Origin of the sequence: Polaribacter glomeratus (assembly GCF_002954665.1) — a bacterium.
Lineage (GTDB): Bacteria > Bacteroidota > Bacteroidia > Flavobacteriales > Flavobacteriaceae > Polaribacter > Polaribacter glomeratus.
Window position 1 is genome coordinate 185,307 of sequence record NZ_MSCM01000001.1, and the last position, 15,223, is coordinate 200,529.

The window sequence follows — 15,223 nt, forward strand, 5'->3', positions numbered from 1 at the left end:
ATGGGAATTGTATTAAAACAATCTTTTAAAAATACCCTTTTTATTTATTTAGGTTTTGCAGTTGGCGGTATCAATACCTTGGTTTTATACACTCGTTTTTTAGAAGACGAATATTATGGTTTGGTTACCTTTTTGTTAGCAACCTCTAATTTATTAATGCCTTTAATTGCACTAGGAATTCATCATACAATTGTAAAATTTTTCTCAAGTTACTTCACCAAAATAGATAAAGATAAATTTTTATCGTCGGTTTTGTTTTTGCCTTTATTAATTGCAATTCCGATAGGTTTTTTTGGAGACCTCTTTTACGAACAAATAAGCAGTTATATATCAGAGAAAAATCCAATAATAAAAGATTACACATTTGTAATTTATTTAGTTGCTTTTACCTGTGCGTATTTCGAAGTCTTTTACGCTTGGGCAAAAGTGCATTTTCAAACCGTTTTTGGTAATATTTTAAAGGAATTATACAACAGAGTTGCGGTAATGATTCTGCTGTTTGCTGTCTATTTAGAATGGATTACAAAAGCCGAATTTATATACTATTTAACGGCTTCGTATTTTTTAAGAATGTTATTAATGATGTTCTATGCGTTTAAATTGTATTTACCAAAATTTACTTTTCAAAGACCAAATAATTTTAAAGAAGTCTTACGTTTTTCGATATACATTATTATGGCAGGCAGTGCTGGAGCAATTATATTAGACATCGATAAATTTATGATTCCGGGTAAAGAATCATTAGAAACAGCTGCTTATTATGCGGTTGCAGTTTTTATTGGGTCTTTTATAGAAGCGCCAAGCAGAGCGATGTTAAATATTTTACAACCGTTAACTTCTAAAACTTTAAATGAAGAAAATCACACAGAAGTTGCATCCTTGTATAAGAAAAGCTCTATTAATTTATTGATTATTAGTGGTTTTTTCTTCGTGATTATAAATGCAAATATAAATGAGTTATTTAGCTTACTTCCTGTTCAATATGCTGGTGGTGCTTGGGTTGTTTTTATGATTTCATTACTTAAAATGTACAATGGTTTTTTAGGTAATAACGGTGCAATTATTAATAATTCTAAATACTATAAAATTACATTGCCGTATAGTTTAATTATGGCCGTTTCTGTGTATTTCTTAAATAAACTCTTCTATTATGAGTTAGACATGGGCACAGACGGTTTGGCACTAGCTACTTTAATTGTAATATTTGCAGCAAATACAGGCAAAATATTTTTTGTGAAAAGAAAGTTCTCAATGACACCTTTTACAGATAAGTCATTTACCATGATTTTAGTAATTGCTATTTTGTATTTAGTATTTACCTTTTGGGATTTTTCTGTAAGTAATATTTATTTATACGATTTGCCAATTCATCCAATTATAAATATCATTTTAAAAAGTATTTTAATTACTTTAATCTACTTGTTTTTAATTATTAAACTTAATATTTCTACAGAGATAACAAAGCTTTTTAATCAGTTTTATAAATAGCAATCTATAAAATCTGTAAGCATATGAAACAATAATGCAAAAGCTAGTATTCTTGTTTTTTTAAATAAAATACCCGCAAAATAAATGCCTATTGCAACATAAGAATGAAGCGGATGAAAATTAATACTACATCTATTTTTTTGAAAAATAGGATTGGCTAGTAAATGATCTAAATCGACTAACATAGAGCATATAAAAATTAGATAAACAGTTTTCCAGTTTTTTCTAAAAAAGACATACGCTATTAAAAACGGAATGATAAAGTGGAGTGAATAATGGACTATAAATTTGGACATAAAAAAAGGCTTATCCTAAGATAAACCTTTTTTATGGAAATTTGAATTTATGGGGGTAAATTCTTGAAGTAAAATTAACGCTTATTGCAATGTTAAAAATTTACATATGTTAAGAAATTTTATTTAGAATAAATTTCTTTTCTAATTCTACTTAGTTGTACTGCAGAAATATTTAAATACGAAGCAATATGATACTGTGGAATAATATTTTCTATTTCTGGTATTTGTGTTTTAAGCTTTAAATACCTTTCTGTCGCATTTAAAACGGATAAATCGTAGAGTCGCGACTCAAATATAAGAAAGATACTTTCTAATGCATTTGCATACATGTAGGATACATCTTTATCTTGTAGTGCAAGCTTTTTTAATTCTTTATAATTTATAGCATACAATTCACAATCCGTTAAACAATCATAGGTAAGTTCAGATGGTTTATTTGTTATTAGAGCTCCTAAAGAACCGCTGGCGCTAAAAGTTGTAAATAAACTGCGGATGTATTCTTTGCCATTATTATCTGTATAATAAGATCTAACAACACCCCTTTTAAGAATAAAGAGATTTTTGGGTGTTTCACCATATTTTGTTAAAATATCTTTATTAGAAAATTTTAATAGTTTAGCGAGCGAAAGGACTTTTTGATAGGATTGTTCTGATAAGGGATGAAAATTATTAATGAAGCATTCTAGTATTATCATTATTTAGGGAGAATTTTCTTAAAAATAATAAAAAAAACTTTGAATAGCAAATTGTTAGCTTTCAATAAAAAAAATAAGCACCAAAAAAATAATTTTATACAACTGATAAAGTATTCCGTTGTAAAACAAAAAAGGTTAAAAAAAATCACTTAATATTATTTTTTAAAACAAGTAATAACTTTAAAATACTTTTTTGTGTAAGGATTTAACTGAATAGAAATTATTACAGGTAACTAATCGCATTAGGTCCTTCCATAAATAAAAGGTCTAAAATTGACAAATTAGGTATAAAACCATGTCTGTCATCAAACATTTGTATGTAATTATCCACTAATTTTTTAGGTTGTTGTTTTATTTCGGCTAAGAATCTAAAGTCTTTTTCTGTTGTTTCAACCAAGTACTCATCAGTTTTAGAAAAGCTAGTTTCTATCTGCAGTGCATCTGTTAAAAATAAAAAAGTATCTATATTTAAATCTTGTAAGTAAGTATATTTTTTTTCAAAAATAGGCGCAATGTCATCTACAAAAAACTCAAAAAAAGGCGAAGTTCTATAAGCTATTTGTAAAGATTTAAAATGTTGGTCTTGCCAAGGAAAATCGTTTTCAACCAATGCATCTTTAGTTTTTTTTCTGTTATCTTTTGATAGATGTTTTACAGGAACAGTAAGTAGTTGTTTACCATTACTATTATATATGTAGCAACGATTTCTGTAGCTTTGTTTCTGAAAATTATCGTCCATTTCAAAAACAATTTCACCTGCTTTTACAATCTCTGAATATTGAGCAATAGGAGAGAAGAAAGTGGGTATAAATAATGACATTTTTTATGAGTATTGAGTCAACAATCACCGTTTTCAGTACCTAACCGCTAAACACTATTGTTAACTGCTACTGAAAACGGTTATTGAAGACTATTTTTTAACCTTCTTTTTTCCTTTGTAAAAACTCCAGCCAATATAAAGAGCAATAATTGCTAAAACGAAATATCTGTAAGAAACAGGTTCTCCATCTCCGCCAACAGTTGTAAACATTCTATTCCATCTTATAGATTTTAACTTAGCAGTAAAACTAGGCGCATTTGCATCCCAACTAAACCAAATCATTACTGGTTTCCCTAAAACATGATCAAAAGGCACATAACCCCAATAACGAGCGTCTAAAGAGTTGTGTCTATTATCTCCTATCAAATAAAAATAATCTTGTTTAAAAGTGTATGAATCTACTTTTTTGCCGTTGATAAAAATATCATCGCCGTTGGCAACCAAATCGTTGTATTCGTAATTTTTAATTATTTGCTTGTAAAAAGGAAGAGATTCTGCATCTAATTTTACAGTAGCTCCTTTTTTAGGAATATAAATTGGTCCAAAATTATCTTGACTCCATTTTAATTTTTCTACATGCGGAAAAATAGCATTATCGGGCGCGTGATTTATTTTTTTAACAGAAACAGTAAGTGGATATTTTTCTAATAATACAACTTCTTCATCGGTTAAATTAATATTGATTTTAGTATCAACATTAATCATTTTTAATCGTTGTGCAAATTGCGGGTTTACGCCACCTGCAACTTCTGTATATAAAGAGTCTTCACCAATTTTAGACAAGCTCCCGTTCTGCTTTATAGCTTCTTGAACTTTGTCATTGTTCCAATATTCAGATAAAATTTTATAAACTCCTGTTCTTTCTTTGCTTAATAAAAACTTTGGATAGGTGCTTTGATCAATTGGTTCTTTACATTCAAAAGTATAATAAAACTGCAATTTAGCTCTGTAAGGTAAAACGTTCTTTTTACCATTAATATAAAAATGGCCATTTCTCATTTCAAGAGAATCGCCAGCAATACCAACACAACGTTTTACGTAATTTGTTTTTTTATCAACAGGTTTATACGTGAATTTACCAGAATAATCGCCCCACATGGTTGCTAAAGAATCTGCAGGCCAATTAAAACAAACAATATCGTTGTTTTTAATTTTTTGCAAACCAGGCAAACGTGTATAAGGCAATTGAGGTTTTTTAAGATACGAAGCTGTGCCTGTAAAAGGCAAAGAATCATGCACCATTGGCGCAGCAATTACTGTAGATGGCACTCTTGCGCCGTAATGAAATTTGCTTACAAACAAGTAATCACCAACTAGTAAAGATTTTTCTAAAGACGATGTTGGTATTGTAAATGGTTGCATAAAATAGGTGTGTACTAATGTTGCAGCAATAATTGCAAAAGCAATAGAACTAACCCATTCGCCAAGTTCAGAACGTGGTTTTGTACTTCTGTCTGCATGGTAGGCTGCATCTGTTGCATAATTGATATAAAAAATATACAAACCTAAAGTTACAATTGCCAAAAGGGAATCTAGTTTTTTGTAAAAGCCAAAAGTTCTAATAGTTTCTATCCAAATAACAGGAAACATTAATAGGTTTACAATCGGAATAAATAAAAGGATAATCCACCATTTTGGTCTGTTTATAATTTTCATTAAAACAATTCCGTTGTAAATGGGTATCGCAGCTTCCCAAGCTTTTCTACCAGCTTTTACATAGAGTTTCCAAGTTCCCAAAAAATGCAGTACTTGAACTGCTAAAAAAAAGATAAACCATTGAGTATATGTCATAATGATATTTTTTAAAATCCTTTAAAAGGATTTGTCTTTACTGTTCTATAGGGCGTAAAACAGGAAAAAATGTTACAGTATTTAACGGATGTTTAACACATCTTTCATCGAAAAAACACCTGTTTTATTTACAATCCATTCTGCAGCAATAACAGCGCCTAGGGCAAATCCTTTTCTGCTGTGAGCTGTATGTTTAATTTCTATAGTATCAACTTCAGACGCATACCAAACAGTATGTGTGCCTGGTACATCTGGAATCCTTTTTGCCACAATTGCGATATTTTCTTCGGATGTTTTTTCTGCTAATTCCCAATTATTTTTAGACGAATTTTCTATAATTCCCTCTGCTAGAGTAATTGCTGTTCCGCTTGGCGCATCTAATTTTAAGGTATGATGAATTTCTTCCATAGAAATAGTATAACCTTCTATAGTTTGCATCATTTTAGCTAGTTGTTTGTTCAATTCAAAAAAGATATTTACACCTAAACTAAAGTTGGATGCATAAATAAAAGCACCTTTTTTTTCTGTACACAAAGCAACAGCTTCTTTATAGTTATCTAGCCAACCTGTAGTTCCAGAAATTACAGGAACATTGTTGTTTAAACAATTAGAAATGTTTTTAAAAGCAGAAGTAGGAACGCTAAAATCGATAGCAACATCTGCTAAAGAAATCTCAATATCATCATCAACATCTTTTCTAATTACTATTTCATGACCTCTAGAGATTGCAATTTTTTCAATCTCTTTCCCCATTCTTCCGTATCCTAAAAGTGCAATTTTCATTTTAAAAATTATATTTTATTACCAATCCAACAGAAGGAGCTTCATATCTAATTGGATTCATGATTAGTGCTGGTTTAAAAGAAATATTATCATCTGTATTAAATTGAAGTAAATGAGCATTTACGCTTGCTTCAACAATTTGCAATATGTAAATAATAACGCCAGATAATAAAGACATATCTCTATTTTCTCTTAATTGCTTTTGTGCAGTTTCTAAGGTTTGTATAGAAACAGAAGATATTCCAGCATCCGAAGTAAACTCGTCTTGCAAGCCATTTTTTCTTAATTTGTAAGCGGTTCTATAACGTTTATAATCGCTATTATTTATTTGATAATAATAAGTAGGTACAGCTAAAGCCGCCCAAACTATAGGCGCTTTCCAGTATTTTTTATTATATACTTGACCCATTCCTGGAAAAATTGCTGAATAAAATGCAGCTTTAGAAGGCGATAAAGGATCGTAAACTCCTTGAGCAATATTTATATCTCCTTTAATAGTAAGGTCTTTAACTGTTATGTCTGTAGAATCTTTTTGCCCAAAAAGACTCGCAGAATAAATTGCGAGCGTAATAATTAATATGTTTTTATTTAAAAACACTTATTTTAATAAGTTTTTTATTCGGTTGAAATCTTCTTCGGAATTAAAAGGAATTGATATTTTCCCTTTACCATTAGCACCAACACTAATATCTATTTTATTGCCAAAGTAATCGCCAATATCTTTTAAACTATCTTTTATGTATGCAGGTGTAATTTTCTTTTTGGGTTTTGCAATTGCGCCAGATTTTAAGTTTTTTACTAAATCTTCTGTTTGTCTAACAGATAATTTTTCTCGTAAAATCTTTTCGTAAATTGCTAATTGATCTTCTGTATTATCAACATTTATCATTGCACGTCCATGACCCATAGAAATAAAACCATCGCGCATACCAGTTTGTAAAATTGGATCTAATTTTAATAAGCGCAAGTAATTAGTAACTGTAGAACGTTTTTTACCAACGCGTATGCTTAAATCTTCTTGTGTTAACTTAATTTCATCAATTAAACGTTGGTAAGAAAGTGCCACTTCAATAGGATCTAAGTTTTTACGTTGTATGTTTTCAACCAAAGCCATTTCTAGCATTTCTTGGTCGTTGGCAAGCCTAATATACGCCGGTATTGTTGTGCTTCCTATTAATTTTGATGCTCTAAAACGACGCTCACCAGAAACTAATTGAAATTTATTTCCTTCTAATTTTCTTACTGTAATTGGCTGAATTACACCTAGTTCTTTAATAGAACTTGCTAATTCGCGCAAAGACTCTTCATCAAAATAAGTTCTTGGTTGAAAAGGGTTCATATCAATTGAACTTAATTCAATCTCAATAATACTACCTACAACTTTATCAGCATTTTTATCTGATGCAGAATTAATATTTGATGACTCTTGTAATAAAGCAGATAATCCTCTTCCTAAAGCTTGTTTCTTGGTTGCTTTTGCCATTTACTTATGCTTTTTTATAATTTCTTGTGCTAAATTTAGGTAGTTTACAGCACCTTTACTGGTTGCGTCGTAAGCAATAATGCTTTCACCATAACTTGGTGCTTCTCCTAAACGTGTATTTCTTCTAATAATTGTGTCAAAAACCATGCTAGAAAAATGTTTTCTAACTTCGTCAACCACTTGATTTGATAAACGCAAACGCGAATCGAACATCGTTAACAACAAACCTTCAATATCTAAGTCTGCATTATGAATTCTTTGAATACTTTTTATCGTATTTAATAATTTTCCTAGACCTTCTAAGGCAAAATACTCGCATTGAATAGGTATAATTACAGAATCTGCTGCAACCAAAGAGTTTAATGTTATTAAACCTAATGATGGTGCACAATCAATTAAAATATAATCGTATTCATCTTTAATATCTACCAATGCTTTTCTAAGCATATATTCTCTATCCTGCTTGTCTACCAATTCTATTTCTATAGCAACTAAATCTATATGAGCCGGAATTAAATCTACATTAGGCGAGGTTGTTTTTACAATAACATCTTTTGCAGAAGCCGTATGTTCTAAAACTTGATACGTTCCAATTTCTACTCCATCAACATCTATACCTAAACCAGATGACGCATTTGCCTGAGGATCAGCATCTATTAAAAGCACTTTCTTTTCTAAAACACCTAAAGAAGCTGCTAAATTTATACTTGTTGTAGTTTTACCTACACCACCTTTTTGATTTGCAATCGCAATTATTTTCCCCATTAAAAAATGATATTTATAAGGAGTAAAATTACAATTTATTATCTTTTAATAAAGTGAAAGATGTTAACAAAAATATAATTTTATAAAATTCTGAAAATAAGTAAAGTAACTTAGTGCTGTTAAAGTTTTTAAACAATTTTATACTATAAAACTTTGTGCTCTATATCTAGGTTTTAGGTATTGTTTAAGCATTCTTTTTTGGGATGTTTTTTAGAATTTCAAGCAATAATTTCCAGAATTTTTGGGTTGATGAAATTTGTGCTCTTTCGTCTGGAGAATGTGCTCCTCTAATCGTTGGTCCAAAGGAAATCATATCTATTTTTGGGTAATTTTGTCCTAAAATTCCGCATTCTAATCCTGCGTGACATGCTGCAACTCTTGCATCTTCTTTAAATAAATCGCTATAAATAGTAGCAACAATTTTTAAGATTTCAGAATTCATATTAGGCAACCAACCAGGATATGTTCCTGAAAATTCAACATCAAAACCAGCCAATTCAAAACAAGCGCGTAGAGAGTTTGCTAAATCCCATTTATTAGTTTCTGATGAGGATCGTGTTAAACAACCCACTTTAATAGCGCCATCTTTTACAATAATTCTTGCAATATTATTTGATGTTTCAACTAAGCCTTCAACATCTGGACTCATTCTATAAACGCCATTTAGAGCAGCGTAAATTGCTTTTGTAAATCCTTCTTGAACACCCAAATCCATTACTTTTTTTGGTGATATAACTTCCTGAATTTCAATAGTTAAGTTAGCTTCTAGTGTTAAAAACTCTTCTTTTATATTGTTAATAAGTTCGTTTGTTTCAAAAAGGAATGGTTCTTTAGAAATTGTGTCTATAACAACCGTTGCAACACTTTCTCTAGGAATTGCATTACGCAAACTACCTCCATTTATATCCGCAATTCGTAATCCAAAATTAGCAAAACCGTCAAATAAAATACGGTTCATAATTTTGTTGGCATTTCCTAAACCTTTAATAATATCCATTCCAGAATGCCCGCCATTCAAACCCTTAACAGTTATTAAAAAAGCAGTTGAATTTTCTGGTGTTTCATCTTCTAAATACGTTCTAGTTGCAGTAACATCAACGCCACCAGCACAGCCTATTCCTATTTCATCATCTTCTTCGGTGTCTAAATTTAGTAAGATTTCGCCTTCTAAAACGCCACCTTCTAAACCCATTGCGCCAGTCATACCTGTTTCTTCATCAATTGTAAATAAAGCCTCAATTGTTGGGTGTGCAATTTCTGTGGATGATAAAACTGCCATAATTGCAGCAACTCCTAAACCATTATCTGCTCCTAAAGTTGTGCCTTGTGCTTTAATCCAATCACCATCAACAAACATTTTAATTCCTTCTTTATCAAAATCAAAATCGGTATCAGAATTTTTTTGATGCACCATATCTAAATGACCTTGCATTACAATTGTTTTTCGGTCTTCCATTCCGGCAGTTGCGTGCTTTTTGATGATTACATTGCCAACTTTATCAACAAAAGTTTCAAGATGTAGTTTTTTGCCAAAATCAACCATAAATTGGATAACTATTTCTTCTTTTTTTGAAGGACGCGGAACTGCATTTAAATCTGCGAAATGGCTCCAAACTGCTTTTGGTTCTTGGTTTCTTATATCTTGACTCATGATGATTTTTTCTTAAAATTAGTGGTGTAAAAGTACAATTTTTGAAGCCCAAAAAAAAGCCTTCTCGTAAAAGAAGGCTTTTTAAATTTAAGTAGTTGCTTAATTAATTTCTATAACTACATCTTCGATGTTTTTACGAACCTTTTTAAGGTCTTTCATATAATCATCATCAGCTCTAAAACCAACAGGTAAAACCAATGTTGAAGTTAAATTATGAGCACCTAGCTTTAATATTTCATCATATTTTTCAGGAACAAACCCTTCCATCGGACAAGAATCTATTTTTTCTGCAGCACAAACCGTTAATAAATTACCTATAGCTAAATAAGCTTGATTCTTATTCCAAACCAATAATTCTTCTTGTGTTTTTTTATCAATTTCTGCAGTTAAAAACTTTTTAAATGGATTGATTACAGTATCTGGAGTTTCTCTAATTTTCTTTACTAAATTAAAGTAATTTTCTACTTCTACAGATGAATATTTTGTAGGAATACAAATTATTAAAAGATGAGATGCACCTAATACCTGCTGCTGTTTCCAAGAATGTGTAACTAACTCTTTTTGAATATCTTTATTCTTTACGATAACCAATTTTAAAGGCTGTAAACCGTATGAAGTAGCTGTTAAATTAAAAGCTTCTTTTAAAGTATGTATTTGTGTTTTTGAAAGTGCTTTATGTTCGTCAAACTTTTTAACTGCATATCGCCATTGTAAACTTTCTATTAAATTCATTTTATTATTTTAGACTGCAAAAATAAATGAATAATTACAACTTAAATTCTATTTGTATTGGTAAAATTTATGAGGAAATAAATTTTTTTGTAACTTTAAACAAAAAAGCATGACAGAAGAATTTTTATACTATATCTGGCAGTATAAACTATTTTTAAAAAATGATTTATATACAACAGAGAACCAAGAAATAGTTATTTTAAAATCAGGAATTCACAACAATAATTCTGGACCTGATTTTTTAAATTCCCAACTAAAAATAGAAGATCAACTTTGGATAGGAAATGTGGAAATGCACATTAAATCTTCTGATTGGTATTTGCACAATCATGAAGAGGACCCAAATTTTGATGCTGTAATTTTACATGTGGTTTGGGAACATGATGCCACTATTTTTATGAAAAATAACCAACCTTTGCCCACTTTTGAAATCAAAAATTTTGTTGATGAAAAATTATTAGGGAATTACAATCGTTTAATTTACTCCAAACAAAATTGGATTCCTTGTGGAAAACAAATTTATAATATGCCTAATTTTCTAATTGATAATTGGTTAGAACGTTTATATTTTGAGCGATTAGAGCAAAAATCAGTTTTTATAAAAGAATTGTTAGCACATACAAATCAAGATTTCGAGGCAGTTTTATTTCAATTATTAGCTAAAAACTTCGGATTAAAAGTAAATGGAGACTCTTTTTTACAATTAGCAAAGTCAATTGATTTTATGGTGATTAGAAAAGAACGTTTTGACCAACAAAAATTAACCGCTTTACTTTTTGGACAAGCAGGTTTTTTTGAAGATGACATTCAAAATGAATATTTTTCTTTGCTAAAAAGCGAATATAAATATTTGAAACATAAGTATAACTTGCAAGCCATTTCTAAAAATAATTTTCAATTTTTTAGAATGCGCCCTCAAAACTTTCCAACGATACGAATAGCACAATTAGCGGCATTATTTTTTACGCATCAAAATTTATTTTCAAAATTGATAAATATTTCTAAAAAAGAAGATGTTTACAAATTGTTTTCGTTTGAAATTCAAGGATTTTGGAAAACGCATTATACGTTTGAAAGTGAGTCTAAAAAATCAGCAAAAAAGCTATCAAAATCTTTTATTGATTTATTGTTGATAAATACAATTGTCCCTTTAAAATTTGTGTATTTACAAAGTAGAGGAGAAGTTGATCAAGAAGCTATTTTAGAACTGATTAAACAAATTTCATCAGAAAAAAATAGTATTATTGATCAGTTTTTAAAACTAAAAATAAAATCGAAAAACGCTCTGGAAAGTCAAGCTTTACTTGAACTTAAAAACAACTATTGCACAAAGAAACGTTGTTTACAATGTGCAATAGGTAATAATTTATTGAGGAAATAAAAGTTAAAATTCGTCTTTGCGAGGCACGAAACAATCTGTTAGTTATTAAAAACGATTCTTATATTTTAATAAACAGATTGCTTCAGTTTACAAACATGTAAACTTCGCAAAGACGATGTTTAGATTATTTTGGGTCTAAAATTTCTTTAATAGTTGCCAAACAATCTGTGTAATGGTATTTTGTAATTCTATTTACGCCTCTGTTTCTTGCGATTGTTAATTGAAAATTAAGCATTGCTAATTCACCTCTTATTATTGAAGAAATATCGGTATTTTTTGATTCTTTTGAAACTAGTAAAACTCCTAATTTATCTATAAGAGACTTTTGTAAATTACGTCTAAAAAGAGTTACATTTCTAACATAATTTGCCTCCGTAAAAATACCCGTTCTTACATCTCTAATCATGTCTGAAGCACTGTAATAATTATCCTGAATAACTTCTGCATCAATCATTCTTTTAAGAGTTGTTATGTTTAAAATTGAGTTTAATTGTCTGTTTTGAAGACTCAACATCAAATCAGTGTAGCCATCTTCTTTAGAGTTCGCTAAAATATTTTTATCCAATAACCAATCTTGCGTTTCAAATGCATTTTTATGCAACCAAGCCAAAGACTCTTTTTGCTTTTCTTTACTAACAGGAATGTAAATATTTCCTGTTTGATTTGGTTTTTTATTGAATTCATAAACTCCGCCAATATTACCAGAAACATGACCAACATACCTGCTCCAAACGCTTAATAATTCGCCATATAACTCGGTTAAATCCTCGTAATTATTGGTTTGACTAGACGTCCAAGTTGGTAGGTTTTTAGCAACAATTTTAAGGTTTTTTATTCCGTAAGTTGACGCTTTTACTTGGTCATTTCCTATTCCTTCGGTTTGGGCAGAAGGGTCAAAACGTTCGCCACCAAACCTGAACACAGGATCATCTCCTTTTTCTTCAATCCATTTATCTAATGTTTTTACTTCTTGTTCTGGGTTTTTTATATCTGGAATTTTACGATATCCCCAGTTAATAGCATAATGGTCATAAGGTCCTAATTGACGAATAAAACGAATGTTTTTATCACCAGGTTGCGCAACATAATTAAAACGAGCATAATCCATAATAGTAGCTGCAATTCCCATTTTTTGAGTAAAATTTCCAGAACGCAAAGAATCCACAGGATATGCATAACTAGCGGCCATATTATGCGGTAAACCCAACGCGTGCCCAACTTCATGAGAAATTACCATGCGCATCATTTCGCCAATTTCTTCTGCTGATGTATCTAAAGTTCTTGCTGACGGATTTGCAGCCCCAGTTTCTAATAAATACCTATTTCTGTAAGAACGCAAATGGTTGTGATACCAAATAATATCGCTCTCGATAATTTCGCCAGTTCTTGGATCAGAAACGCTTGGGCCGGTTGCATTTCTTGTGGTGCTTGCTACATATCTTATAGAAGAATATCTAATATCTTCCATACTAAACTCGGGATCTTCTTCTTCGGTTGGTGCATATTTTGCCATAATTGCATTTTTAAAACCAGCAGTTTCAAAAACTTTTGCCCAATCATCTACACCTTGTTTTATGTATTTTTTTAATTTATCTGGCGTAGCCGGATCTAAATAATAAACGATTGGTTTTATAGGTTCTACCAACTCTCCACGATTGTATGCATTAATGTCTTTTGGTTCTAATCTCCATCTTCTGATGTACCTTTTTTCATCAGCTTTTAAAGCTTCAGAACTATAATCTACATTTCCAATCGAAAAATAACCCACTCTTTTATCATAAACCCTTGGCATCATTTTATCTTCTGGCAACACAATCATAGATTGATTAACGCGCAAAGTAATTGTATTTGTAGATGAATTACTTGGTGCTTCATCAGCATCAAATGTAAAATCTTGCACAACTTCTATATTTTCTGGATAACTTTTAATAGAGTTTATAAAACTTCTAGAAGCATCTAATCTTTTTACTTTATATCTTTTTCTATAAGAATCTGGTAAAGGAGAAATCGCTTGAATATCCGAAGTAAAAAACTTGGTAACATCCACCAAAACGGCAGTAGAATCTAAATTTTGAACAGCAACATCAAACGCAAATAAAATTGGTTCTAAATTGTTTGCTTTTACAGATTTGTAAATTGGCAAAGAATCGTTTGCAACAGCATCATACGATTTTACTTTTAGTAAAATTTTGTCTTGAAATTCTTCCCAAACCACAACTTGTGTGTTTATTTTTGAGCCAGCATTTACATAACCACCTCCTAAACCAGCAGGAATGTCTTTAATTCTGGTAACTAATAACATTTCTTTTCCAAAAAGAGTTTTCGGAATTTCATATATGTATGTATTGTCGGTGTTGTGAACTTTAAATAAACCATCGTCAGTTTTTGTTTTTTTGGTTACGAAATCGCTGTACTTTTTGGTTTTACTTTTTTCTGGTTTTGGAGTTGTTTCTTCAGTTTGGTTTTTCTTTGATTTTTTTCTTTGTGCATTTATTTCTGATGGAAATGACAATGCTAAAATCAATGAGAAAAGTAGTAGTTTTTTCATTTTTGTTTAAGTTCTTGATTAACCAACTAAAGTAATAAAAATTGAAATAGATTGGTTTGTAGAATTTGTTAAAAATGGAATTGTTATTTTTGTTATGAAGAAAATATATTTTAATTCTAAGAATTTTGCATGAAAATAAAAACAAAATTATATAAAGAACAGATAAAAGAATGGCCAGAAAAAGGACATCATATAATGGCGCAATTTGATGATGAAAAAATAGTTGTATACCAATCTTACAGACCAGAAATTGGGAATTTTGCATTTCAAAATCAATATTTTGGTGGTGCTTTTAGTTTAAACAGAATGACTTGGATTAAACCAAATTTTCTGTGGATGATGTATAGAAATGGTTGGGGAACAAAATTTGGTCAGGAAATTGTATTAGCAATTCATCTAAAACGAGATGCGTTTGAGCGTTATTTAAATCAAGCTGTTTATTCTAATTTTCAAAATGATATTTATGGGAGTAAAGAAACGTGGCAAGCTGCTGTAAAAAACTCAAATATAAGGTTGCAATGGGATCCAGATCATAACCCTTACGGAGATAAATTAGAAAGAAGAGCCATTCAAATAGGAATAAGAAATCAAGAAATAGTAAAATACGCTAAAGAAGATATTTTAGAAATTGAAGATATCTCAGCATTTGTAAAAGAACAACATCAATTTATTCTAAATAATGAGTTGGATAAATTAATGATTCCTGAGGAAAAACCATTTATTCCAAATAATAGGGAGATTTTAAAACTGTTAAAGTTAAATGATGATTAATTAATTTTTTTTTTAAAAC

Annotated in this window: 14 protein-coding genes; 3 read left to right on the forward strand and 11 right to left on the reverse strand. The window is 30.2% G+C overall.

All coding sequences use genetic code 11. The annotated features are described in order from the left end of the window. Complete coding sequence (locus tag BTO16_RS00775) at nt 1-1,488, forward strand: lipopolysaccharide biosynthesis protein (protein ID WP_105019787.1); 1,488 nt, start codon at nt 1-3, stop codon at nt 1,486-1,488. Here BTO16_RS00775 and BTO16_RS17755 read toward each other — a convergent pair. The 10 genes from BTO16_RS17755 to BTO16_RS00825 form a co-directional block, all read right to left on the reverse strand. Continuing rightward, on the reverse strand, nt 1,479-1,784 hold the full coding sequence (locus BTO16_RS17755; protein ID WP_105019788.1) for a DUF6122 family protein: 306 nt from the start codon (nt 1,782-1,784) through the stop codon (nt 1,479-1,481). The genes BTO16_RS00775 and BTO16_RS17755 overlap by 10 nt on opposite strands. Nucleotides 1,785-1,903: 119 nt before the next feature. Beyond that, nucleotides 1,904-2,479 (reverse strand): Crp/Fnr family transcriptional regulator, encoded by a 576-nt coding sequence (locus tag BTO16_RS00785; RefSeq protein WP_105019789.1) that lies wholly within the window; start codon nt 2,477-2,479, stop codon nt 1,904-1,906. A gap of 223 nt (nt 2,480-2,702) precedes the next feature. Further along, nucleotides 2,703-3,299 carry a WbqC family protein gene (locus BTO16_RS00790; RefSeq protein ID WP_105019790.1) on the reverse strand — a complete coding sequence of 199 codons (597 nt, stop codon included), beginning with the start codon at nt 3,297-3,299 and terminating at the stop codon, nt 2,703-2,705. A 90-nt stretch (nt 3,300-3,389) separates the two neighbouring features. Further along, nucleotides 3,390-5,090, reverse strand: a complete 1,701-nt coding sequence (gene lepB / locus BTO16_RS00795; RefSeq protein WP_105019791.1) for a signal peptidase I — start codon at nt 5,088-5,090, stop codon at nt 3,390-3,392. A gap of 81 nt (nt 5,091-5,171) precedes the next feature. Further along, on the reverse strand, nt 5,172-5,873 hold the full coding sequence (gene dapB / locus BTO16_RS00800) for a 4-hydroxy-tetrahydrodipicolinate reductase (RefSeq protein ID WP_105019792.1): 702 nt from the start codon (nt 5,871-5,873) through the stop codon (nt 5,172-5,174). 1 nt (nt 5,874) lies between these two features. Next, on the reverse strand, nt 5,875-6,471 hold the full coding sequence (locus BTO16_RS00805) for a DUF5683 domain-containing protein (RefSeq protein ID WP_105019793.1): 597 nt from the start codon (nt 6,469-6,471) through the stop codon (nt 5,875-5,877). Beyond that, complete coding sequence (locus BTO16_RS00810) at nt 6,472-7,356, reverse strand: ParB/RepB/Spo0J family partition protein (RefSeq protein WP_105019794.1); 885 nt, start codon at nt 7,354-7,356, stop codon at nt 6,472-6,474. Next, complete coding sequence (locus tag BTO16_RS00815; RefSeq protein WP_105019795.1) at nt 7,357-8,121, reverse strand: ParA family protein; 765 nt, start codon at nt 8,119-8,121, stop codon at nt 7,357-7,359. A gap of 184 nt (nt 8,122-8,305) precedes the next feature. Next, a complete protein-coding gene (locus BTO16_RS00820; RefSeq protein WP_105019796.1) occupies nt 8,306-9,772 on the reverse strand; it encodes an aminoacyl-histidine dipeptidase in 1,467 nt (488 codons plus the stop codon). A 99-nt stretch (nt 9,773-9,871) separates the two neighbouring features. After that, nucleotides 9,872-10,504 carry an NAD(P)H-dependent oxidoreductase gene (locus tag BTO16_RS00825; RefSeq protein WP_105019797.1) on the reverse strand — a complete coding sequence of 211 codons (633 nt, stop codon included), beginning with the start codon at nt 10,502-10,504 and terminating at the stop codon, nt 9,872-9,874. A 109-nt stretch (nt 10,505-10,613) separates the two neighbouring features. Here BTO16_RS00825 and BTO16_RS00830 point away from each other — a divergent pair, with 109 nt between their 5' ends. Beyond that, nucleotides 10,614-11,885 carry a DUF2851 family protein gene (locus BTO16_RS00830; RefSeq protein WP_105019798.1) on the forward strand — a complete coding sequence of 424 codons (1,272 nt, stop codon included), beginning with the start codon at nt 10,614-10,616 and terminating at the stop codon, nt 11,883-11,885. 124 nt (nt 11,886-12,009) lie between these two features. Here BTO16_RS00830 and BTO16_RS00835 read toward each other — a convergent pair whose 3' ends face one another. Next, nucleotides 12,010-14,433, reverse strand: coding sequence for a zinc-dependent metalloprotease (locus BTO16_RS00835; protein WP_105019799.1), 2,424 nt, complete (start codon nt 14,431-14,433; stop codon nt 12,010-12,012). A gap of 129 nt (nt 14,434-14,562) precedes the next feature. On the opposite strand from BTO16_RS00835, the gene BTO16_RS00840 reads away from it, so the two are divergent. After that, nucleotides 14,563-15,204, forward strand: a complete 642-nt coding sequence (locus tag BTO16_RS00840; RefSeq protein WP_105019800.1) for a DUF4291 domain-containing protein — start codon at nt 14,563-14,565, stop codon at nt 15,202-15,204. The last annotated feature ends 19 nt before the right edge of the window (nt 15,205-15,223 follow it).

Excerpts from the sequence above, each read along its gene's own strand:
- BTO16_RS00825 (WP_105019797.1), bottom strand. The coding sequence starts at position 10,504 with ATGAATTTAATAGAAAGTTTACAATGGCGATATGCAGTTAAAAAGTTT.
- BTO16_RS17755 (WP_105019788.1), bottom strand. The coding sequence starts at position 1,784 with ATGTCCAAATTTATAGTCCATTATTCACTCCACTTTATCATTCCGTTT.
- lepB (WP_105019791.1), bottom strand. The coding sequence starts at position 5,090 with ATGACATATACTCAATGGTTTATCTTTTTTTTAGCAGTTCAAGTACTG.
- BTO16_RS00790 (WP_105019790.1), bottom strand. The coding sequence starts at position 3,299 with ATGTCATTATTTATACCCACTTTCTTCTCTCCTATTGCTCAATATTCA.
- dapB (WP_105019792.1), bottom strand. The coding sequence starts at position 5,873 with ATGAAAATTGCACTTTTAGGATACGGAAGAATGGGGAAAGAGATTGAA.
- BTO16_RS00840 (WP_105019800.1), top strand. The coding sequence starts at position 14,563 with ATGAAAATAAAAACAAAATTATATAAAGAACAGATAAAAGAATGGCCA.
- BTO16_RS00785 (WP_105019789.1), bottom strand. The coding sequence starts at position 2,479 with ATGATAATACTAGAATGCTTCATTAATAATTTTCATCCCTTATCAGAA.
- BTO16_RS00820 (WP_105019796.1), bottom strand. The coding sequence starts at position 9,772 with ATGAGTCAAGATATAAGAAACCAAGAACCAAAAGCAGTTTGGAGCCAT.
- BTO16_RS00835 (WP_105019799.1), bottom strand. The coding sequence starts at position 14,433 with ATGAAAAAACTACTACTTTTCTCATTGATTTTAGCATTGTCATTTCCA.
- BTO16_RS00775 (WP_105019787.1), top strand. The coding sequence starts at position 1 with ATGGGAATTGTATTAAAACAATCTTTTAAAAATACCCTTTTTATTTAT.
- BTO16_RS00815 (WP_105019795.1), bottom strand. The coding sequence starts at position 8,121 with ATGGGGAAAATAATTGCGATTGCAAATCAAAAAGGTGGTGTAGGTAAA.
- BTO16_RS00830 (WP_105019798.1), top strand. The coding sequence starts at position 10,614 with ATGACAGAAGAATTTTTATACTATATCTGGCAGTATAAACTATTTTTA.
- BTO16_RS00810 (WP_105019794.1), bottom strand. The coding sequence starts at position 7,356 with ATGGCAAAAGCAACCAAGAAACAAGCTTTAGGAAGAGGATTATCTGCT.